At 39.9% G+C, this 22,366-nt stretch carries 22 protein-coding genes; 4 read left to right on the top strand and 18 right to left on the bottom strand.

The window, feature by feature from the left end:
• Positions 1-6: 6 nt before the first annotated feature.
• The gene (locus FAZ15_RS17425) at positions 7-1,545 is read right to left on the bottom strand and encodes a serine hydrolase domain-containing protein (protein WP_136902590.1); all 1,539 of its coding nucleotides are present in this window, start codon (positions 1,543-1,545) and stop codon (positions 7-9) included.
• Positions 1,546-1,880: 335 nt separating this feature from the next.
• Between FAZ15_RS17425 and FAZ15_RS17420 the strand changes: the two genes are divergently transcribed.
• Positions 1,881-2,729, top strand: coding sequence for a winged helix-turn-helix domain-containing protein (locus tag FAZ15_RS17420; RefSeq protein WP_238387299.1), 849 nt, complete (start codon positions 1,881-1,883; stop codon positions 2,727-2,729).
• Between the two features lie 201 nt (positions 2,730-2,930).
• On the opposite strand, the gene FAZ15_RS17410 is transcribed toward FAZ15_RS17420, so the two are convergent.
• From FAZ15_RS17410 to dinB, 10 genes are all read right to left on the bottom strand, one after another.
• On the bottom strand, positions 2,931-3,200 hold the full coding sequence (locus FAZ15_RS17410) for a hypothetical protein (protein ID WP_136902588.1): 270 nt from the start codon (positions 3,198-3,200) through the stop codon (positions 2,931-2,933).
• 143 nt (positions 3,201-3,343) lie between these two features.
• Entirely contained in the window at positions 3,344-4,021 is a 678-nt protein-coding gene (locus FAZ15_RS17405; protein WP_136902587.1) for an SMI1/KNR4 family protein, read from the bottom strand.
• Between the two features lie 215 nt (positions 4,022-4,236).
• A complete protein-coding gene (locus FAZ15_RS22575; RefSeq protein WP_162304997.1) occupies positions 4,237-4,410 on the bottom strand; it encodes a hypothetical protein in 174 nt (57 codons plus the stop codon).
• Complete coding sequence (locus FAZ15_RS17400; RefSeq protein ID WP_136902586.1) at positions 4,404-4,817, bottom strand: hypothetical protein; 414 nt, start codon at positions 4,815-4,817, stop codon at positions 4,404-4,406. The genes FAZ15_RS22575 and FAZ15_RS17400 overlap by 7 nt, the downstream gene beginning before the upstream one ends.
• Before the next feature lie 65 nt (positions 4,818-4,882).
• Complete coding sequence (locus tag FAZ15_RS17395; RefSeq protein ID WP_202912437.1) at positions 4,883-5,623, bottom strand: DUF2625 family protein; 741 nt, start codon at positions 5,621-5,623, stop codon at positions 4,883-4,885.
• Positions 5,624-5,662: 39 nt separating this feature from the next.
• Positions 5,663-6,496, bottom strand: coding sequence for an energy transducer TonB (locus FAZ15_RS17390; RefSeq protein ID WP_136902585.1), 834 nt, complete (start codon positions 6,494-6,496; stop codon positions 5,663-5,665).
• 343 nt (positions 6,497-6,839) lie between these two features.
• Positions 6,840-7,148, bottom strand: a complete 309-nt coding sequence (locus tag FAZ15_RS17385; RefSeq protein ID WP_238387298.1) for a hypothetical protein — start codon at positions 7,146-7,148, stop codon at positions 6,840-6,842.
• Positions 7,149-7,306: 158 nt separating this feature from the next.
• Positions 7,307-8,995: a helix-hairpin-helix domain-containing protein gene (locus FAZ15_RS22915; RefSeq protein ID WP_238387297.1), complete on the bottom strand. Its 1,689-nt coding sequence runs from the start codon at positions 8,993-8,995 to the stop codon at positions 7,307-7,309.
• 9 nt (positions 8,996-9,004) lie between these two features.
• A complete protein-coding gene (locus tag FAZ15_RS22910) occupies positions 9,005-10,360 on the bottom strand; it encodes a PHP domain-containing protein (RefSeq protein ID WP_238387296.1) in 1,356 nt (451 codons plus the stop codon).
• Positions 10,361-10,362: 2 nt separating this feature from the next.
• On the bottom strand, positions 10,363-11,523 hold the full coding sequence (dinB, locus tag FAZ15_RS17375) for a DNA polymerase IV (RefSeq protein WP_136902584.1): 1,161 nt from the start codon (positions 11,521-11,523) through the stop codon (positions 10,363-10,365).
• Positions 11,524-11,627: 104 nt separating this feature from the next.
• On the opposite strand from dinB, the gene FAZ15_RS17370 reads away from it, so the two are divergent.
• Both FAZ15_RS17370 and FAZ15_RS17365 read left to right on the top strand, forming a co-directional pair.
• The gene (locus FAZ15_RS17370) at positions 11,628-11,846 is read left to right on the top strand and encodes a helix-turn-helix domain-containing protein (RefSeq protein WP_162304995.1); all 219 of its coding nucleotides are present in this window, start codon (positions 11,628-11,630) and stop codon (positions 11,844-11,846) included.
• A 49-nt stretch (positions 11,847-11,895) separates the two neighbouring features.
• Positions 11,896-12,303, top strand: coding sequence for a DUF1016 N-terminal domain-containing protein (locus FAZ15_RS17365; RefSeq protein ID WP_202912436.1), 408 nt, complete (start codon positions 11,896-11,898; stop codon positions 12,301-12,303).
• Between the two features lie 228 nt (positions 12,304-12,531).
• On the opposite strand, the gene FAZ15_RS17360 is transcribed toward FAZ15_RS17365, so the two are convergent.
• The gene (locus FAZ15_RS17360; RefSeq protein ID WP_136902582.1) at positions 12,532-14,166 is read right to left on the bottom strand and encodes a hypothetical protein; all 1,635 of its coding nucleotides are present in this window, start codon (positions 14,164-14,166) and stop codon (positions 12,532-12,534) included.
• Between the two features lie 388 nt (positions 14,167-14,554).
• Between FAZ15_RS17360 and FAZ15_RS17355 the strand changes: the two genes are divergently transcribed.
• On the top strand, positions 14,555-15,400 hold the full coding sequence (locus FAZ15_RS17355) for a restriction endonuclease (protein ID WP_136902581.1): 846 nt from the start codon (positions 14,555-14,557) through the stop codon (positions 15,398-15,400).
• A 251-nt stretch (positions 15,401-15,651) separates the two neighbouring features.
• Here FAZ15_RS17355 and FAZ15_RS17350 read toward each other — a convergent pair whose 3' ends face one another.
• From FAZ15_RS17350 to FAZ15_RS17325, 6 genes are read right to left on the bottom strand one after another with little or no spacing between them, the layout of a single operon-like run.
• Positions 15,652-16,278 (bottom strand): retron system putative HNH endonuclease, encoded by a 627-nt coding sequence (locus FAZ15_RS17350; RefSeq protein WP_136902580.1) that lies wholly within the window; start codon positions 16,276-16,278, stop codon positions 15,652-15,654.
• On the bottom strand, positions 16,262-17,740 hold the full coding sequence (locus FAZ15_RS17345) for an AAA family ATPase (RefSeq protein WP_136902579.1): 1,479 nt from the start codon (positions 17,738-17,740) through the stop codon (positions 16,262-16,264). Before FAZ15_RS17345 ends, FAZ15_RS17350 begins: the two co-directional genes overlap by 17 nt.
• On the bottom strand, positions 17,737-18,171 hold the full coding sequence (locus tag FAZ15_RS17340) for a hypothetical protein (RefSeq protein WP_136902578.1): 435 nt from the start codon (positions 18,169-18,171) through the stop codon (positions 17,737-17,739). The genes FAZ15_RS17345 and FAZ15_RS17340 overlap by 4 nt, the downstream gene beginning before the upstream one ends.
• On the bottom strand, positions 18,172-19,551 hold the full coding sequence (locus FAZ15_RS17335; protein ID WP_162304994.1) for a restriction endonuclease subunit S: 1,380 nt from the start codon (positions 19,549-19,551) through the stop codon (positions 18,172-18,174).
• Positions 19,541-21,886: a restriction endonuclease subunit M gene (locus tag FAZ15_RS17330; RefSeq protein WP_202912435.1), complete on the bottom strand. Its 2,346-nt coding sequence runs from the start codon at positions 21,884-21,886 to the stop codon at positions 19,541-19,543. Before FAZ15_RS17330 ends, FAZ15_RS17335 begins: the two co-directional genes overlap by 11 nt.
• Entirely contained in the window at positions 21,883-22,173 is a 291-nt protein-coding gene (locus FAZ15_RS17325) for a helix-turn-helix domain-containing protein (protein ID WP_136902576.1), read from the bottom strand. The genes FAZ15_RS17330 and FAZ15_RS17325 overlap by 4 nt, the downstream gene beginning before the upstream one ends.
• Positions 22,174-22,366: the final 193 nt, after the last annotated feature.

The raw sequence follows: 22,366 nt of genomic DNA, 5'->3' as shown, positions 1-22,366 counted from the left end.
TATCAACTATTTAACTTTTATAAATTTCTCGTTCTTAGAACCGCGATGATATTCCAATTCAATAATTTTGCCTGCTTCATCTTTCTTGAATGAAATGCCGACAGGGTATTCTTTCGAAAAAAAGTCATTTTCAGCGCTGGCGAATAATTCAAATCCATCCCAATCAGGCTCTGAATAAAAAAACTTTCCATTCGCAAAGCTAATTTTGATATAAAATTTATCATCCACCTTAAACTTATATTCTCCCACATAGCTTTCCAGGATATTTTTTGAAACAGTAATGATCTTGGGTCTTTTTAGTGGCTTGTAGAAATCTTTCCATTCATAAACAGTTGCAATACTATTTATTATTTCGTTTAAAATAGCTCCATTATCGGTATTTGCCATCACCACTACGCCATTCCCGCCTTCCATACTACCATAATATTCACTGACAAAACCTTCATCTGAACCGGAGTGTTCAAAGTAAGTGTTTTCGCCTCGCTTATAAATGAAAACACCCAACGCTGCTGACTTGTCGATATATGGCGTGAGCCTTAATCTAGTCATATCTTTTGAAAGCACTTTGCTGGATTTTCCAGCTAAGGCCAATTGTGTCTCAATGATGTAATGCGCCAGATCTGTTGGGTTTGTCCATAATCCAGCAGCAGCTTGCTCCGGATAAATATGATACTTTCCTTTTACCTCTTTACCATCAGCATAATATCCGGAGGCCAAAAGTTTTTGTTTACTTTCTGGCGCGGGCTGGGTATAAAAGCTATTTTTCATACCCATGGGCCTTAATACATTTTGCCACATAAACGTATCATAAGGTTTTTTTGTGATGTCTTGTACTACGAGCTGAGAAATCATAGTTCCCCCACCTGAGTATTGACCTTTCAATCCAGGTTCAAATACGGAACGGACTGCAGCCGTGTTAGCGGGTCTTTCGCCGTTAAGTATTTGTACCAGTGTAGGAATCGTGCCTCCTCTTTCATAGCCGGGGAAGCCATGTACACCTAAACCGGCTGTATGGCTGAGCAGGTTTGCAAGCGTTACTTTTTTGCTTTTAGATAATGAATCATATGGAAACTTCCATGTTGTTAGATAATCGTTGACATCAGCATAGATATCCAGTTTTTTATCCTGTACCATTTTTAAAACACCAACGCTATTTAGCGATTTACTTACTGAACCTGCTTGAAATAAAGTACTGGTGGTAGCACGTCGTTGCTCAGCACTATCAGCCCAACCATATGCCTTTACCCATTCTATTTTATAGTCTTTAATAATTGCAATACTAACACCCTTGACATGATAAAAATTCATTCTTTCCATCAGGGTGTGATTCGTATCACCTTCAATGCGTATCGGAAGACCGAGATTGTTTTCTATTGCTCTTATTTTTAGCTCTATTTTAGGAGAATATTTATTTTCCTGCGCATAAAGTATGTTGAACAGTTCTTGACAAAGGAAAATTAGAACGAAAGTGTATAGGTATTTCATTATAGGTAGTAATCTTTTTTTGTTAAATATTTTAAAAATGCTTGATTTTGATATTTCCATTGTTATCTGCCTTGACGACAGAATTAGGATTAATTGCGGTGGCGTTCTTTGTCGTATTTGAATATTTTGCTACTCTTAAACCCTACAAAAACTCTAAGCAGAACTGTTATTAACGTATATTCAGTGCTGGCTTTTTTGCCTGTGCTTTTGGAACCTTTGATTTATAGATACTTTTGTTTTTTATACTCTATCAAAGTTGACTCAGCGAAAATACTTGGATATTTTTCTGCTTTTGGGATTTAGATTGTAAATAAAATTGTAAACTTTGTAAATAATAAATTGACACTATGCATCTTAGTCAAAATTTCTTCTCAGTAAAGCGCAAATACATTTTTATGTTCATATCGCTCTCATTGATCTTTGTAATCTGTGCAGCTTTCAGTACTGAGGATAAGGACGACTTTGATTTTGCCAAAAGGGAAGTGTTACTTCGCAGAATAGGACATGAGTTACTTTTACAGTCAGGCGACAGTACATCAAGAGTGCTTCCGGTAAAAAAGATTACAGAGAATGAATATCAGATCAGCTTTGAGAACGAACTTACTTTTCAGCCGGATTCTTTGGTGAATATTACAAAGCGAGTGTTGGCGAAAGATCCGCTTTCGAGTGATTACATTATTAATGTTTTGAACTGTGCCAACTCCAGTGTAGCTTATGGATATTCAGTATCTAAGAATAAAAAAGATGATATTGTATCCTGTATAGGAAGAAAACAACCCAAGGCTTGTTACATGATCAACATCAAATTCAAACCAACAGGGGTAAACATACCAAAGGGTGCATATCTTATGGGCAGCCTCTCTTTTTTAGCTTTTATTGGTTTTATTTTTTTGAGATCTAAACCTTCAAAGCCACGAAAAGTTTTACCAGAAAATCAGCAAACTGGTCTATTCACTTTGGGCTCGGTATTGTTTGATGAAAAAAACAGGAAACTTATCATCAATGAAAAGACCATAGATCTTACCGCAACGGAAAGTCGTGTCTTGCTTATTTTCGCATCGTCTCCGAACAAAATCATTGAGAGAAGCCGACTGCAAAAGGAAATCTGGGAAGATGACGGTATTATCGTGGGACGAAGTCTGGATATGTTCATATCCAAGCTTAGAAAAAAATTGGAGCTCGACCCGAACATTAAAATTGTTGTTATACGCGGAAAAGGATATAGGCTTGAAATAAACTCTTGAAATAGTCTTCTCGATAAGTGCACATTAAGAGGCTGGTCAAATATCTTCCGCTGGATATTAATCGAAGTATTTTTTATGAAGCAATTTATATAGCTGTAGGGTTCTGCCGCTAGCTCGACATATTGCTGATAGTGATATAGAAAAGTGAAGCCGGGATGGTTCCGGGCCTTGTTGACCCCTTCGAAATAAAGCATGAGCTCATTATGCCGTGCAGTGTCCACGGTGGTATGCGATGAGAACAGTTCGCATAAAGAGGCCAATCGTAAGTCCTGAACCCAAATCCATAAATATTACTTTGTTTGTTCTTGGTTCTGCTTCTTTTTTGTAATAGTCAGACTTGTCCATATCGTATGAGTTGCCAATTAAGTCGTCTGCCGATTTTTGGTCTTTGTAATAAGGCAAAGTCAAGGAATATGAAAAAAGTCCAAGTCCAATTAGTAATGTCAATATTGTTATTAGTCGTGGTGTCATTTGTTGTGTCACTTTTTTTATGCTCGCTAACGGTTTACGGCTTGGCTATGTGGAGGATTTATAGCACAAATGTTTCATAGAAGCACTTCAGCCGCAATATTGCCAAACCGATGTTACCTGCTGGCTTTCTGTCCACTGTTGATTTAGTATCCAAATTCTTCAAAGTTTGCTTTTTCCATTTGTGTCCAACTTGCCCAATATGATTTTCCTGTCGAACCTGCACCGTTAGGGTCAATTGTATAAAAATCGGGTATTACTTCAAAGCGTTTTCTCGTCTTGGTCTCAGTTAGGAAATGCGTCAAACATTCTAACATTTTATCAAACGATGAGAATATAATTTCGCTTAAACCGGCCAAGTCGCCACCATATTCGTGGTCGTACACTCTAATAGGAAAATCTTTCATATCAGTTGTGTTTCTTGTGTCAAACACTAACGGGCCTGCGTCATTCCCTTCGTCTGCAAATGGAATGAGTCCGAGCGGGATAAGTTGTTCTGGGATGTCCCAGTAAAGATTGTCGATTAATTTCTCCAACGGTTTTGTCGGCAAAGAATGTGGAAGTCTTATTATTGAACAGTCACAGTCTGCGAAAAAATATCGTTTATGCCATTCAATAAAGTTGTCTGGAAATGTGGCTTTAAATTTTGCTTCTACTTTTTTATAATCGTCAGTAGTCAATGTCCCTGAAATGAGTTTCCATTCATACCAACCCTCTTTGTCAACGACTGATTGCATCATTTCTTTCGGAACTTTGTCGTTATATACAGACTTCATTCCTGTTGTCCAATATGATTTGAAAAATTGTTCGATTCTGTCAGTCATTGTTGTCGTCTTTTAAGCTTGCAGGTAACTACTTTTTTAGCGCAACTCGTGTTACTTTGTAGTGCTTGGCCTTCGGTTCGCCAAATATTTCTTATATATGCATTGCGTTAAAAAGTATCGTGAATATAGTGAAATGTTGTAAACTAATTTAGTACGAATGGGAAAATTATGTTTGGCAAACCGACCAAAGGGAGCTCACCGGAGGTAAACATCACTCACCCCATTTTCCTTCTCGGTAATCCGATCTCGTGCTCCTGGGGGTAGGGCGCACGCTGCGTCATGCTTACATCCTCGCGGATCTGCCGGTGTACATCAAAGGCATGCTTCTTATCGTGTGCATACCGCCGCGGCTTAACAAATAGATGGCCATTATAGCCTAAGTTTACCATACTACACGGTTGGTATATGCTTTTCCTTTGAACGCGATAAAATCTTTGATTTTATTCTTTTCTTTTGTGATAATATCGAACCCCCAAATAGCAGAATTGTCTGCCCAAGGGTCAATCAGAAGTTCTACTTTATTCTCGCTTGTCTCTCTGATATCAAAAATATGTTGAAGGTCATGGTCGTTGATTCCGACGATTTCTTTTTTTGTCCAAAGGATAAGTGCGGTACCGCCAACCAAACACCAGTTGTTTTTTGTGCTAATCAGACCACACGATGGCTCGCTATAAATTGCTCCCAAGTAAATTTGTTGATTTGAGGGTTTTATCGTCATATAGACATCCTCAAATTCGTGCCACAGAATTATTTCGTCAGTTATGTCAAGTATCCTATGGGTTTTGTCTTTTGTCATTTTTAATCTTAATAATAGTTCTACAAATTCCCGCGACTATCGCTGCTCAATCCACCAGGCTATACTTACTTAGCAAGACCAAGTTGCTTTCTAAATTCAATATTTAAATTATATTGTTCTTCAATGGGCACTGCTTGTTTTGAAACTTTAGAAATGTCTTTACCTTCGTTTGTCCACAGGGTTGGAAAAAAATTATATACATTGTCACCTCCTAATTTGGCAACATCATCTTTCCAGTTTGTCCACCTGTAATCCCCATAAAAATCGTCAAGATTGGTGTTAAAGCAAAATATTAAGAATTCTGTGTAGCTTAACCCCAGCGGTTCATACTCTAGATTATCTGGCGAAAAATAGTAGATTTTACCCAAGTCATCACCGAGACCACCACCATTTAGAAGAAAAAATCCACCTATTACATCATCTGCGATTAGTAAAAAAGAGGGATTTTCTCCAAATTTCTGAAAAGATTTGCCTTTATTCCAATCGGGAAGAGTTCTGTTTAGTTTTGGATTTCCGGAGCCGAGTATTCTAATCCAGCCACTATCAACTAAAAGGCCTCCCGTCATGTAGACAATCGCGCCCATTGGAGAACGTGTTGTGACCTGGGTTTTGTATAATGCTGCATTTGCCTTTGCTGTATCGACCGACAGTATTTCTACTTTGTTTTTAGCAGAATCGATCCATTGTTTTACGAAATTCCAACTTGGTTCCGTTTTATTTACAAGTTCATTAAGAAGCCTCATTTTTGTTTGTGCAAAAGTTGTTGATGAGAAAAAGATCAAAGAAATTGCGGTCAAAATTTTCATTATATTATTTTTTTTTAATTTTTCCTATCTCATTAATAACTAACTCAGATTAATATAGAGAACAAATTCATAATCGTTCAATTCTACATTTGATGGCGGATTCCATCTAAACACTTCTGCATACCTCTTCAGAACTTTTATGAAATTCTTATTTAGCACATTTGTACTGCCTAAAGTTTGTATATCGGTTAGTTTTCCGTTTTCGTCCACGTTAAATTTTATTGTGGCATCTCCTGTTTTGGTCATAGACCCGCTCGACAAAAAATGCTTCATATTGGATGTGAATAAGCCACCGATTTCATTAACAAATGCCTGAAAACCTCCGTGCGGTAACATGCCTGTGAAATCAGATTCTTTCCCGATATAGCTCAAGTCGAGTACCAATATCCTTTGTCCGTTGTAATTGCCCTGAATAGCAATTCCATTTCCGGCCATTCCCGTAGACATGTAGTTTATTTTTTCATCATACATATATATGGGCAGTTGTAAAAGATAGCTACTTGATGTGTCCGATCTGAGCAGCATCTTCTTATCTACGCGCTTTCTTTTATTTTTGGCTGCATAATTGGCCACGACTTTTACTAAGCTTTCCTCTACGCCGTTCCCAATGGTTGACAAAGGGGTAGAACTGCAGATCTTTCCATTCTGATCGAAGAATATTTTCGCCTGTAATATTTCCTTGATATTCTTTTTCTTGGCATCGCCAGAAAATTTTAATTCTCTTAGAATTTGGAATTTCAATTCAAGTGCGTTGTCGCTAAAGGGCTGTATGATATATTTATCTGGTATTATCGGCTTTATCAATTGGCCTCTAGCGAAGAACCAATTGCACGACATAAGGAACAATAGAAGTATTTTTATTATACATTTCATAAAGTGATCTTTATCCGCTAACAGTCTTTTTTCAGGGGGTGCTTGCATATACATTTTATATTCATTCAAAAACGATCGTAATCTCCTTATTCAAACTTTTATTGTCCGATGTTTTGCAATGGAGATATAGCCTATGTTCTTTTTTCTGGAAAGCTGCGTTTTCAAGAAATGATGGGCTAAATTCGAGGACTTTATCCGCTCCCATACTACAAAATGACATATAGTTTTCATACATGTCTATTTCCTTTCGGATATCCTCTATTTTAAAAATATTTGTCTTTTCTTCAATTATGTCGCCCTTATATTCAAACGGCTGTTTAATTGGTCGTCTATGTAACTTATCTTAAAATAAACTTTCAATCATTTCGTGAAGCTCCATTTGGTTGCAATAGTAGTTGTCAATTTTTCCATAATTTGTGAAAGTTGACAAATTGTAGCCTTCTTCAATGTCATTGTAATAGATTACTGATTTCCCAAGTACTGCTACAACCCAAAAGCCACCGCCTTCTTCATCCACTGTTCGCTCTTTCCATTTTTCGGGTACAATTTTTATATACTCCCAAAATTTTAAACAATTGGGTTTGTTGAATAAAATATCACTACAATATTCTATGTCTTTTTCTATTCTTTCTATTTTAACTGGTGTCCACATATTAAAAATCGTAAACAGTTACATGAATATTTTTTATCTCCATTGTCTATGTCGGGTATTATTATGTTTACACCTTACTGTATAAAGAAAAACAATTATTTTTCGATTTGCAAATTGCGAATCTGTTTTCCACGTTGGCAAACAACGTCATTGCCAACTCACCCCATTTTCCTTCTCGGTAATCCGATCTCGTGCTCCTGGGGGTAGGGCGCACGCTGCGTCATGCTTACATCCTCGCGGATCTGCCGGTGTACATCAAAGGCATGCTTCTTATCGTGTGCATAGCGCGGGTCGGGGATAAACGGTAGCTTCGCCATCTTATGGATGGTAAGGGTAGGGAAGTGGTAGTCCACCTCCACGGTACCCAGCAGCAGGTAGCAGCCACCGCCCTTAAAAGGCGAATGTTGGAGCGAGTCGGGGAAGTGTGCCGTATCAAAGTAGTCGCCATTTACGTCGATCCACGTACCGAAAAACATCGTACCCCTTTTGGTGGGCACATGCTTGCGCGATATCAGATAGGCCAGCATCTTCACCTGCCGTTTGTGGTGTGCCGTTAGGTCCCGTGCCATCACATCGCCGCGGTACCGCGTCTGCAGCAGGTCAAACGGACTGCACGATACCGGGAAGCTCAGCAGTTCGATCTCGTCAAAGGCATCTTCAAAAGCCGACCGCTCCAGCACAGGCAGCTTATACTCCTTTGCCGGCTCCCGGATCAGCATCAGGTTTCTGTCCTGCGGCCTAAAATTCACGAGCAGTAGGCGCGCCTGCACCAGCAGTTCATTTTTACTTTTTCCCGTAAAGCGGAAGGCACCGATAAAGATCAGGATCTGCACCCCTTCGATACCGATGGGGATCCGCTGTATGAAATCCTCCAGCGAGCAGAAAGCGCCATGCTGTGCACGTTCCTCCGGGATAAGCCGTGCCAGGCGCGATTCCAGGCTCTGCAGGTGCATAAAGCCCAGAAAAACCTCATCCCCGTATACCGTCGTTTCGTAGTCGCTTTTATTCACACAGGGCGTCGTTACCCTGGCCCCCGACATCCGCGCCTCGTGCACATATACCTCCGTGCGGTAAAATCCACCCTGGTTATTGATCACCGCCACCATAAATTCAATCGGGTAGTGTACCTTGAGGTACAAGCTCTGGTAGCTTTCCACGGCATAGGAAGCCGAGTGCGCCTTGCAGAACGAATAGCCTGCAAACGATTCAATCTGCCGGTACACCTCACGGCTCAGCCCCTCGGGATGTCCAATGGCCGCACAGGAAGCAAAGAAATTATCCTTCACCCGCTGCAGGGCCGCCAGCGAGCGCCCCTTGCCACTCATCGCGCGGCGCAGCACATCCCCGTCGGCAGCAGAGAGGCCACCAAAGTGCATGGCAATCTTGATCACATCCTCCTGGTACACCATGATGCCGTACGTATCGCCCAGGTGCTCTTCAAACACCTCGTGAAAATATTCAAAGCTGTCGGGGCAGTTGTGGCGGAAGATGTATTCCTTCATCATGCCCGACTGGGCGACCCCCGGGCGGATGATCGAAGAAGCCGCTACGAGCGTCGGGTAGTCCGCACATTTCAGGCGGCGCAGTAGGCCGCGCATCGCCGGCGATTCGATGTAGAAGCAGCCGATCGTCTGCCCACGGCTCAGAAAGTCATTGCAGCGAGCCTCATTCTTGGATAGGGCCGTATCCCGTATATCCACCTGTATGCCCCGGTTCTTACGGATCAGCTTCGCCGCATCGTTGATGCTGCCGATACCGCGCTGGCTCAGGATATCAAATTTCTCCAGTCCGATCTCCTCGGCAACATGCATGTCAAACTGCACGATCGGGAACCCCTTTGGCGGCATCTCCAGCGCCTAGTAATCCGTAATCGGCTCCTCCGAGATCAGGATCCCGCAGGAGTGCATGCTCCGCTGGTTCGGATATTTCTCCAGCATCTTGCCGTACTTTTGCACCAGCTTCACTACCGAGCTGTCGTCGTGCATATCGACCGACTGCGTCGCCAGGGCATCCAGCTCCTCCTTGGGCAGTCCGAATACCTTGCCCACCTCGCGGAATATCGAGCGGTACTTAAACTCCACATTCGTACCACAGAACGCCACGTGGTCCTTGCCGTAGCGGTCAAAGATATACTCCAGTATGGTATCCCGGTCCTGCCAGCTCCAGTCGATGTCAAAGTCCGGCGGTGTCTTGCGGTTCAGGTTCAGGAAGCGTTCAAAGTAGAGGTCCAGTTCCAGCGGACAGATATCCGTTATCCCCAGGCAGTAGGCGATGATGCTGTTGGCACCACTGCCGCGGCCGATATGCATAAAGCCCATGCTGTTGCTGTATCGGATGATGTCCCAGGTAATCAGAAAATAACCGCTGAACCCCAGCTCATCGATCACCTTCAGTTCCTTTTCCATCCGCTCACGGGCGGCCACATGGTTTTCGCCATAGCGCTTTTTCAGTCCCGCCCTTGCGAGGCCCGTCAGGAACGTGGCGTCCCCCTGCCGGCTATCCGTATAGTATTTTTTGTTTTTGGGCGTGGTAAAGTCAAATTCAAAACTACAGCCCTCCATCACCATCACCGTATTGGCGATCAGCTGCGGATAATCGCGGTATACCTCCAGCAGCTTGTCGACCGGTTCCATCGTTTCCCCGATAGCACATACCTCATGCGGTTCAAGTTTGGAGAGGATCACATTGCGGTCTATGGCCCGCAGAATGCGGTGCAGGTTGTGCTCCGTTTTATTGGACACCGTCACCGGACTCAGGATCAGCATCCGCTCCAAGTACCGCTTCCATTCCGGCCGGATCAGCAGGTTTACCTCCGAGGGGCGCACCCCCACATACTCGTGCGCTTTCAGCTCCGGCGGCACATTTGCGAGCGGATAGATCACCGTTACCTCCGCAAAGTCGGGCGCTATGGTAGGCAGCGCTATACTGTCGCAGTTACGGGCAGTAAGCAGCCTGCACAGTTCGCCGATACCCGATTGCTTTTTCGCCAGGCCGATGTACAGCAGGCGGTCATCGTTGCGGATCTCCATGCCCACGATCGGTTTTATCCCCACTTTGAGGCAGGCCCGTGTAAAATCGTAGATCCCTGTTACCGTATTGATATCCGTGAGGGCGAGCGCGGCGATATCCAGCGCCCGCGCCCGGGCAACCAGTGTCTCCAGCGATAGGGTACCGTAGCGCAGGCTATGGAACGAGTGGCAGTTCAGGTACATGGCTATTTCTCCTTTTTCGGTGAAAGCCTGAATCCCGACGCCTTGCCCACCTTATCGTATCCGAAGCGGTTTTTGATACGGTCCATCGCCTGGTACAGCGATACCATTTCCTGCGTATCCTCAAACAGGTTGATCTGCAGGCTGCCCCGCACCAGGTTGGTAAAGCGCACACCCACCAGCCGTATGCGCATGCGGCGGTTGTACAGTTTGTCGAAAAGCTCCATTACGCTGCGCGAGAGCGTATGGTCGGCAGAGGTGTAGGGAATACGGCACTGCCGGGTCTCGGTATCAAAGTTCGAATAGCGTATCTTGAGCACCACCGTGCAGGTCAGCCACTGCTCGCTGCGGAGCTGGTAGGCCAGCTTCTCCACCATCCCCGTTATCAGTCCACGCAGTTTGGCCATATCGATCGTATCCTGTCCGAAGGTATGTTCGGTCGAGATCGACTTACGCTCCGTATAAGGTTCCACCGGGCTATGGTCTATGCCGTTAGCCTTCTTCCAGATATCGATGCCGTTCTTGCCGATCATCTGCTGCAGCACCTCGACGGGCATCTCCGCCAGGGTATAGATCTGGCGGATTCCGATGCGCGAGAGCAGCTGAAAGGTTGTATCGCCCAGCATGGGTATCTTTTTGATCGATAGCGGGCTCAGGAAAGGTTTCACCATCTCCTGCCGAATCTCTTTCCTGCCCGTTGGCTTGGCCTCGCCCGTACCGATCTTGGCCACGGTCTTGTTAACGGAGAGGGCAAAGCTGATCGGGAGGCCCGTATGGTGGGTGATGGACTGCGAAAGTTCCTCCGTCCATTTGTAAGCGCCGAAGAATTTGTCCATTCCGGAGATGTCGAGGTAATGCTCATCGATGCTGGCCTTCTTGACTACAGGTGCCTTTTCTTCGATCACATGCGTTACAGTCTGCGACAGGCGGGAGTACATCTCCATATCGCCCTTTACCACGCGGGCTTCGGGACATAGGCGCAGTGCCATCTTGATGGGCATGGCCGAGCGTACCCCGTAGAAACGTGCCTCATACGAGCAGGAAGCCACCACGCCACGTTCCCCACCACCCACGATGACCGGTATCCCCTTCAGTTTATCGTTGTTGAGCCGTTCGCAGGATACGAAAAATGTATCCAGGTCCATATGTACAATTGCGCGTTCCATCTATAGCCTTCTGTGTTAAATTTTATCAAAGCTAGGTTTAAATACTAAATTAATTAGTAATATTGTTGTTCAAAATTGGAACAATGTTTTATCTGTCTGAAAATATGAAGTATCTGCGCGCACGCAAAGGGAGATCCCAACAGGAGCTTGCGGACGATCTCGGCATTACGCGTTCCCGCTATTCTAAGTATGAATATGGTCTTGCAGAGCCTTCCATAGTATTGTTGGCCAAGCTCGCCGAATATTATCGTATCACATTGGACGCTTTGATTCTGCAAGAGCTTCGTGAAAATAGCGCATCTATAAAAAGTAATAAATACTAAATATATTAGTTTTATTTATTATATTTGTTTTATAACTATTATAAACATTATGCTTATAAACCAATCTATAATCTCGGATATAAAGACAATCATAGCCCAATCCAGAGATAAGGCTATACGAGCCGTGGATCATCAGCGAACGTTGATGTACTGGCATATTGGGCGACGTATATTCGAAGAAGAACAAGAGGGTAAAGAACGTGCAGATTATGGGAAGTATCTTACCGAATATATTGCCAAAGAATTAGAGCCCGAATATGGCAGTGGATATTCGAGGCAGCAAATTGAGTTGTTCCGACAATTTTATCGTGTTTTTCCAATTGCGAATACACTGTATTCGCAATTGAACTGGAGCCAATATAAATTACTCATCAGACTTGATAATCAGGATTGTCCATTCCGCGAAAGGTCAAACTCATTGTGCCACTCTATATCTGGAGTCCTACTATCACAGTAGCTACGAATCTCAAAGGCAACAAAGCCAATTCTTAGGTAATCATTTTAATGATAATAGGGTTCATCACAAGAGTTCGATTAAAATGGCTTATGTAGGCTTCTCTCGCCCAACAGACTTGCTTTGCGTCGCAATACACAAAAACAGATTTGATGCTCAACTAAATGGGATTGACACCGACGTCTGGGAAATCAAAACAGTTTAAAAACTGACTCTGTAAAATGAACTGTGTCAAGATTCCGTTTCTTTAGTGTAGAATTTTTCGATAATCTTTACTTCATTATTAAACCCCCGTTCGGTTAAGAGCTTTATAAGTGATTGTCTTTCATATCCTGCTTCTAGTTGTAAAGGCTTAAGCTTACTTTTGTTTATAGTGGCTATAAAATCGTGACCATCGGGGTAGAAATTTGCTGATGTGATGTACACGCCTTTACCAACTTTACCCTCCTTAATATATCTATCATATTGTTTAATTCCAAATGGAAGAGTACGCCGAAAAAACCATTTCAAAGATGATTTCGTGTTTCGATCCCCTAACGGGATAGTTGCACCAGAATTATACCCCTTTAATTCGATGAAAATGAGTTCAGGAGGATTATTATTTACTACTATATAATCATATTCGTACCTCTCGATAGTTGTTTCTCCGGTTTCGTCAACTGTTTCAGAAGATAATATTTTTCCACGCTCTATATGAGTTTGGGGATATAAATTTACTATTAATGGGTACATTAAAAACTCAAATAACGTGCCTTTTAAATCTCTTAATGCATCTTCCTGCCCGGCGTTCGATATAGTTTTCAATATATTGGAAATCTCTTTTTCAATATCCTCAGGATCGTTTATTAATTGAACTAAATTTTGCGTTTTAAGCAGGATGTCAACAATCTTAGTCCCGAAGATAGAATTGATGTCGAAAGCGATAATACCCAGCTTGCCAAGTGTATTAACAACCAGTTGTGAAGCAGACTTATAGACCACAATAGGGAGAATTTTTCTACTGTCTCCTTTTGTTGAGTGCCTATTGTGTTGAATTCTTTCAACAAAAGCATCCAAATAAATGTTAGTATAATCAGAACTTAGAACAACATCGAGAACCACGAGTGTTTGTTTTTCTGTATTATCACTTTTAACAGCTAGACTGGGATTTATGCCTGTCGCTTTAGTATAGCCGTATGCGTCCCAAACCAAGTTGTTTTGAACAGCACCTCTACCAGGTGTTTTCTTATTTCTATATATCGGTTGAGAATTGCCGATAATATTCGAATTGATAAGCCAACGTAACACATCTGGTAATAATGTACAGTCAGTGACCATCTTATTATAATGGTCTGATATCTTTTGATTTTCTACTGGAGAACTTAATTTTTGATTCTGTTCGTAAAGGATAAGGTACTCTACACTATTTTCATCCTTTTTTCTATAAATAATAGAAAGTTCTGTGAGTATATACTCAATGTCCGACAATAAAGAAATCTTAGCCGAATTTTTCTTGATTGGAGTTGATGTGATTTTTAGTGCCTCATAGATAGATACAATTCCGCCATTCATTCGCATTAACTCTAGTAATCTGTAAATGGGAGGACGATATTTTTTACAGATCTTTAATACGTTTGATAAGTTTAAATTCTCCTTACTTAAAAAATACACGTACTGTCCAGTGCCGAACATATGGGGAGCAGATGATTTTATTCTTTCTTTCTCAACACTTCTTTTAAGAATTTGTCTTGCATACTGGGGTGTTACACCGAACTCACCTACCAAAGCTTCGTTCAATTCAATTCCTGAACTACAAAAGCTTTTCTTTAAAACCGAAATAAGAAAAGCATTAAATTGTTCTTGATTAGTATTGGTTTTGTTTACCATTGTCACACTGCCCTTATTAATTATATATTCTTTCTTTTATGCTTCGCAGTAAAAAATTAAAACTCTCTAAATTTAAAAAATATAAAATATTGAAAATCAAAAAGTTGAAAAAAAATTATATATTCTTGATATACATAAAAAATTGTAATAAATGTCTTTAGTTGTCACAAGATAGTTCTTTTTACAATTATTACTCTTGTTTTATCTCCAAATTATCGGCGGACCTAGTTAGGGGCTGAGGGGAGGTATATAGAGTTGGTGCTGTTTTCTTGAAAAATCTATCGGGATTTATACAGTTAATTAAGAGAGATTTATTTGATTATCTTTATAGTGAGAGGAGCTTATTTTCTTGTTATTGCCGATCTGTACAACAAAATTTCTGAAATCTATGTCTGAAACAACCGAAATAAACTGGGAGGATTATGAAGCCATTACCAAATACATTTACGAGTCACTAGGTGCTGAACATGGAATTAAGGTAGTAGGGTATGGTAATAAATGTATTGTGCAAGGTAAGTCTGGCGTAAAACATCAGGTGGATGTATTGACTGAGCAATTTGATGGGAAGCAAAGTTTCCGTACAGCGATTGAATGTAAATATTGCAAGCAAAAAGCTAATAAGGATATTGTTATGAAACTATCTGAAATTATGCTTGACTCAGATATAGCAAAGGGAATAATCGTATGTAAATCCGGATTTACAAAGGATACGGTAATGTATGCTGAACACAAGGGTATAAAGCTGGTCGAGTTGAAGGAGATAGGAGAAGATGATGCTGATTTTGGAAAAGACATAGAGATCGCGACATTGGATCTCCATCTGAATGTTATGCTTTATAGACCAATTGTTACACGCATTGATTTAGGCGGTAAAGTTATTGTTGATGAAATGGAAATCATGAAGATGCATTATATCAATATGCACGACGCTGATGGGCATGTATTTAATTTTGGTGCTGTCTTTAGTGCGTTTTCGAAGGAATTAGAGTACAGAGAACCATTATTGAAAACATCAACTGTAGTCTTTCTGATAAACCCTCCAGTATACTGGAAGTCCGGAGATGAAGTCATTACTATTGAAAAGATATCGATGACCGGTTATCGTACAGAAAAGGATCTGAGTAGGACAAAATACTTCACGTTGACGGACCGAGTTTGGATGATGATGAATGAGCTGTTTGATAAAAGGAAATTGTCTCTGTCAAAAAATGGGCTGATATGGCATCTTTCATAGCAGAGCCTAGCTCGATCAATGGTAGTTGTCGGAAAAATGGGGTCCTTACAGTAGGCTAGGTAATTAAGGAATGGAGCAGGTTCTAGGAAAGTTGTAAAGTTTTTTAGGACGAGACAACACCGCGTCCCAAAAGATGAACTATGTATTTATTAGTGCCAATTATGCTGCACCGTTATTGCCATTTTTGCTGCACGCATATTTGCCAAAAGTTGCGTATTCTGATTTACCGATTACAACTAGTCTTTCCATATTTAAACACTCGTGTATTGCTGAATTAAACTTATGAACCCACCAAATTTCAAAGCCTCAAAAATCTCCTCTTTCGTAAGCTCTGTATATGCTTTTATTTGTTCAACAATGGTTTTCCTTCTATTTACTAGACTTTTATCTTGTAGGTTGAAGACCTCTATTGTTTTTTGAACTTTTGCTTGTAATACAGGATCAGATAATGTTGGATGTGGTTCTACTTCACCTCTCTCATTGTAATAGAAATAATCCTGAACAGAATCAACAACCGGATCAAAGAATCCTGCATAGTCAGGTTTCTTTATGCCTGATTTATTGTCCTTATATTTTGCGCCAAAATCTTCATCATTACACGCAGCTACAAGGTTATCCCAGTTAAAAGTATGCTCAGGGAACATATTTCGCTTTCGAAAATGATCAATATGACTGTCTCGCTCATCATCTATTGGGATTTCAGAATAGCCACAAATACAATCCTGTTCACTTATTAGGATTGTTCCTCTTGTTTCCAAATAGGTTTTATGTCCTGCACAACCAGGTTTACTAAAATCAATATTCCAATCGGCCCCAGGGTTCTTGTCTTTAAAATCGGTGAAAGAAGCCAATGGAGAATCCTTATTTATTTTTCTCATTGAGCTTATTCCTTTTTGTTATTTCAAGTCTTATATCCGTTAGTGCCTTATCCGATTTACCGAGATCTTTTTCTAGTTCTGCGAATAGTTTGCCAAACTCTGCTGATTCATAATTATTTGCCCTGATAAAGTCCCAAATATCATTTAGCTGCTGTTGCACTTTTTTATAACGCAATCCTTCTAAATCAAAGAAATCCGTTAATATGTCATCAACTGGTTTACCATAAGGATTAAAAGAAATATTCTTAATCCTAGATTTGCCATTTTCATTTACAAGAACATTAAGTTGGCCTTTTTTTAACGCAGAAAGAATATTTGGTGAATGGGTAGTTATGATGGAGAAATTCTTGAATAAATCTTCCTCTTCCTTAAATAGGTTGTACACAAATTCACGCTTCCATTCAGGATGCAGATAGGTATCCGGTTCATCTAGTAAAAACAAGCTATTGTCAGCGGCCAGTAGTTCTTTCAATCCAGTAATAATTAGTAACTGCTTTTCTCCTTCACTAAGATTGTTGAAGCTCACATCTCGTCCATTTTTTATTAGGTTCAGATCAATACTTTCAAGAAAGTCATTCGATTGCAAGGAAACCAAGTATTCAAAAAGTCTTTTTTCTGTCCCGTAAAAGCTCCAAATATTTTCGAGTTGTGATTTATGTGAAATACTAAATGTTATTGAGTCTGATTGAAAGTTTGCTTTAGTTGCTCCTTTCAAGATATTCATGAATTGGTTCAATTCTCCCATTGCACCCCAGAAGTCTTCCGAGGTAGATTTGGATTTTGCCCAACTTGGTTTTTTGAAATTGAACTGAATAGTTGAGAAGCCATTAATGCCAAATTGTTTTTGCAATGCCTCTGGAACGTCTCCATATTCATAACTCAACAACCCAATCAAAATAGCTGGTAGATTTTGAGGTAGGAAATAATAGAAAGGCTGATCGAATTGAACTTCTCCAGTAAGTGTCCCGGTAATTAACTCCCGCTGAAATTTATTATAGATTTCATAAATGCTATTTGAAATACCTGAGTAGTAAACCACAAAGTTGTCTGGAAGTATGTAAGCTAACTCTTCACCTTTATTCCGTAGATGCTTTTCTATCTTTGGCAACCCTTGGATTATTTGGTCACCTTCGAATAATTTTATTTGAAGCTTTTCATCAAAGGCTACTTCAACACCTATGTAATTGACGAAGGATTCACCAAACATGGACGTTTCGGTAATTTTTTCCCTTCTTAGCAAATAGGTAGTAGAGAATTGAAAAAGGAAAGTTTCTTTCTCCAATGACTTAAAATCCTTTGTACCTAAAAGGGTAGCGAAAATGTGTGTCAGCGATTCGATTAAAGTGGTTTTCCCTGAGCCATTTTTACCGATAAATACAGCTATATGACCACTGTCCTGAAAATCAACTGAGAGATTTTCGAAAAGCTTATAATTTTTTATGTCTAATTTGAGTAATTTCATAACTGTCCATTCATGATTAGTTTGATTAATTCCAGAATTTCACCGGTAGCTATTTGATTCAATTGCGTTTGGTTTTTATGCAATGAACGGTGATTGGTTGACCAAATAATTTCGTATTGATGATGGCGGTGTAAATCTTCTACCGCTTCTGCTGTCGCACCTATAGAACTGCACGAACAAATAATAATGTCGCATCCCTCAGCTACGAATGTTTGAAGGCTCTGAAACATTCTGTTATTCAGACCGCCCTGGCTTTCTATACCGATTTTTACACCATTGATGTCAACGATATAAGTAATATCTGCATCAGTGTTAATAGCATGAATGGTATGGTTTGGAAAAGCTGCTAACAATAAATTAGCTGTTTCACGAACCGTTTCCGATTTCCCCAGATTTGATGACCCATGTATGGCAATGACGGATTTGTTCATTTAATCTATGTTGAAGATAGCTGATTCGAATTCATTTTGAGCTTCAGAATATAGGCTTTGCTCAAGAGATTCAAGATCAACTTTTTTTGTTATCAATTCAGATATCCTTTTTACGATTTGATTTTGTCCTTCTTGTGGTGGTAGTACGATTTTGAAATCCAAAAATTCATGGCTATTTATACTTTCAACGGTAACACCAGTTTTAGAACATTCTTCTAGGATCAGCTTTTGAAATACCCTTAGAAAGTAAACAAAGTACATTTTGTCTACATGAGGCTGCAGATCCATGGCTTTCAAGTCTTGATTAATCGTTACTGGTATTGTGGTTATTGAGACAGGAAAGGAATGCTGAAGAATCCCACTTCTAAAAACAGCTAAAATTGTTCCTTGTGGATGAATGGTTAGTTTGTTCTTATTTACAGCATCAGAAGTAATTAGATCAATTGAATTTGAAATATTTAAGGTTTTCATATCCTTGGGAGAAACCCAATTTATTGTTCCACCTAGCCAATACTCTTTTCTAATTTTCGAAGGCGTACTTCCTCCTTCAAAAGATTTGACAAGTTCTTTAATTGAAACTAGTGGGAACTTTGCATTAGATAACGAGTAAGAGGATTTTCTTTTGAGATAATTAACCGACCACTTATTGAAATTTTTATACTGAAGGATTCTAAAACGGTCTGAGGATTCTGAAGTATCTAGTTTTTTGATTCCAGTAAACTCACACATTTCTTTTTCAATAATTTCCAACAGGGTATCTGCTTCCATTTTAGCTAGTTCAGCCTTGCGAATTTTTACATTAAATGATCTTATGATTTTATCTTGAATATCTTTCGTAGGCACGGGAATCCTAAATCCTAAAAAGGCTTTTTCATCTACTCGTTGACGGCCTGTAGTACCCGAGCTGGCTTTTTGGCACAGTTCGGCAAAGTGTTTTGTACCTGTGATTAGGTTGAAAAATTCGGGTAGTATCTTTTCTGTATTGATATTGTAGCTCAAGAAATCCTGTGTAGTTATTGCCCCCTCCAGTTCAGGGGGCACAATACCAAACGCCCCATTACGAGCATCTATCTTGCTCATAATGAATTGTCCCACTGAAATACGGAATTGGTTCTTTGTGCCAATGTCTTTGCCAAAAATCAGTTCGTCACCTCGTTGTACTACTCCTTTGCCATATAACTTAATGGTTACCTGTTTGTACGCTTTGTCGTCTTCCAGTATTTCTTTTTCCCGATTACGAATAATAAGGTTTCCGATGGGTTCTAGTTTGAACCCATCTTTGTAAAGTACTTTATCGCTTAGTATAGCTCCCACGCTCCAATTGGAGAGGGCCGTGAAGCGTACTTCATTGAGATATTTAAATGCTGTCTCAGTGGGCATATGCTTCATAGAATATTTCAGGTTCGCTTACAATATTTCCATCAATCAATTGTAGACGGGTAATATTACCCTCTTCATTTACGGGATATTGTACCTCTTTCTTGGGTTCATCCCAGAGGTGTGCTTTCTTTCTGTAGGCTCTGAACTCCACGGCAACATCTACTAACTCATTTTCGCAAGGTGCACCTGTACTGGAAATACCCGCTTTCTCAACTTCAATAACGGGAATAGGATAATCGAAACGTTCTTTTATGAGCGGTTTGATTTCCGCTGCAATGAGAACTTCAATCTGCTTCACATCTTCTGTGTATTTCTTTTTCAACTCCCGAAGCTCTTTGGCTGATTTGCTTTCCTTCACTTTCTTCTCTTCCTTCTTGAAAGCTGCTTTCAGTTCATCCAGTTTTGGCTGGTACTTGTCTTTAATCTCTTTGGTGGTATCCTCCGTGATTTTTTTATAGGTTACTAATTCTTCTTCACTGAACTTTTTAAGGAATAGCAAACTAGGTTTCACTGTTGCACCTGAGGCAATGAAAACATCCTGAGGAATAGAAGTAATGTTGATTAACTTGGCTTTTCCTTCAATGTATTCCCTGATTTTTTGCAGCGCACTGTTGTTCAATACACCTTCCGGTAATACAATGCCCATTCTTCCGCCTGGTTTCAAAAGGTTGAGGCACCTTTCCATAAAAAGCACTTCTGTCAAGCCACTCCACGCACCCACGTCAAAAATGTCTAGCAAAGCCTTACCACGGCTTTTGCTATGACCATTATCATAATTCGCCCAATCCTGCAGTTGCTTTACTACTGTTTGTCTGTATTGGCTCCCGTATCGGTATTCATAGTACCTAATTTTTTCCTCATTAGGAATATCAGAAAGGGTAATCTTTAGTGTTTTGTTAACTCTGGAACCGAATGGCGGATTGGTGAGAATAACATCAAAACGACCATCAAATATGCCATTGACATTTAATAATCCATCATGGTGATGCACACCACCATGACCATCACCATGCATAATCATGTTCATTTTGGCAGTACGAGCCATCCTTGGATTGGCATCTGTACCAAAAATGCATTTATGAGATAGATTGTGAAGTCTTCCTTTTTTGTTTTTTAGATTAAACTCTTCAAACAGTTGTAGTTTTAAACTATTCACCTTGTTTTCGATTTTAGTTTTTTGGGCTTTAGGAAGTTTTTCAAAGCTTGAATCATAATATGTGCTTTGAATATTCTTTATTTTTGACTGGATATCGGATTCAACTTTATCTCTTACATATTCGAAAGCTTTAATTAAAAACCCCCCACTACCGCAACAGGGGTCGCAGATTAACTCATCCTCCTTTGGATCTAGTATATCCACCATATAATCCACAATAGTCCTTGGTGTAAAGAACTGTCCAAGTTCTCCTCTAAAAGTACGGCCTAAGAATTCCTCGAACGCAATGCCCTTAATGTCATCTGAAGTATTTGATAAGTTAAATGATTCTAGTTCTTCAACTATCATTTCAAAACTCCTTTGACGAATTCGAATCCTATCTAGCTCCTCAAATAACTCATCATTTTTAAATTCTTCCTTGGTCTTATCAAAAAGATATTGCATGTATTCCTTGTCGAAAAGAGGAGATCCTGAGGCCTTTAATGAGGGACGAATATTTTCTTCATACGCTTTTTCATCTGTTTTGAATTTATCTTTTGAAAAGATTAGGTCTTGATCCGATTTTCGTTCATACATTATTTTCATGAACAATATTTTGCTGATTTCGTCAAAAGCGGCTTCGGGAGATAACTTATCGTTATTCCTAATAATGTTATGACATTTTGATAAAAGAGCAGTAAACTGATCTCTAGTGAAGGTCTTAGATTCGGAGATAAATTTTCTTATCTGAGCATCTTCAGTAATTAATTGAGCCTTTGGTATATCCTGTAAACGTTCAAGTTTTCGATCTAGAGGCTCATCTTTAATGTAGAAGATTTTTGTCTCTTTTAAATTTGTCGCTATGAAAAAATCTGCTTTGACACTTGATGCAAAATTGTATCCAATTAGATAATCCTCAGCATTAATGGTAATATGCTCAGCCTTGCATTGAGCAGCAATTATTATAGAGGGTATTTTGTTTTTCTTTTTCTCAGATTTATTTCTCCAAATTCCAATATCAGCTTTGTATCTATCTTTAATAACTACATCTTGCCCAAGCTGTTCAAGCGAATAGCCATAGTGATTAATTAGCCTTAAAATAAACTGTTGTTTCAGTTTTTCTTCAGGAGTCAAATTAATCCATTTTCCTAAAATAGGGGCATAGATTTTATTATTTTCAACCCTTAATTCCATGCTCATTTCGATTTCTTTTTTAATTCCTTCTCTGCGAGTTTCAGAGCTGCTAAACCAAACGTTTCATCCCCAATATTCTCAATGATTTTATCGGAAAGCCAAATGGTTAACAATTCTTCTTCATTGGCATTCAGCAGTTTGGCTAAGGTAATTACCTGCTCTCTCTTTGCTTTTCTTTCGCCTCTTTCAATCTTACTGTACATTGGAGTATCGATTTCAAGGCTTGCTGCTAGCTGCCGCTGTAGTAGCTCTTTTTCTTCTCTCAATTGCTTAATCCTTTCACCAAATTGCATGGCCTGTTGATTTATGACTTGTCAAATTTTGGCTAAATTAAGAAAATCTATTATAGTAAGTGAACTATGAGTACTTGATTTTTATATCTTTTAACATATCCAAATACCAAGAAAGGTCTTTTACTCTTAAAGCATGTCCAGAAATTAACTTAATGTTTCCTAAGGATTGAAGAGGATATTTAATATACCAAGA

Source organism: Sphingobacterium olei, assembly GCF_005048855.1.
Taxonomy (GTDB): domain Bacteria; phylum Bacteroidota; class Bacteroidia; order Sphingobacteriales; family Sphingobacteriaceae; genus Sphingobacterium; species Sphingobacterium olei.
Note: the sequence above shows the minus strand (reverse complement) of the source record. Positions and strands in the feature narration are given on the sequence as shown.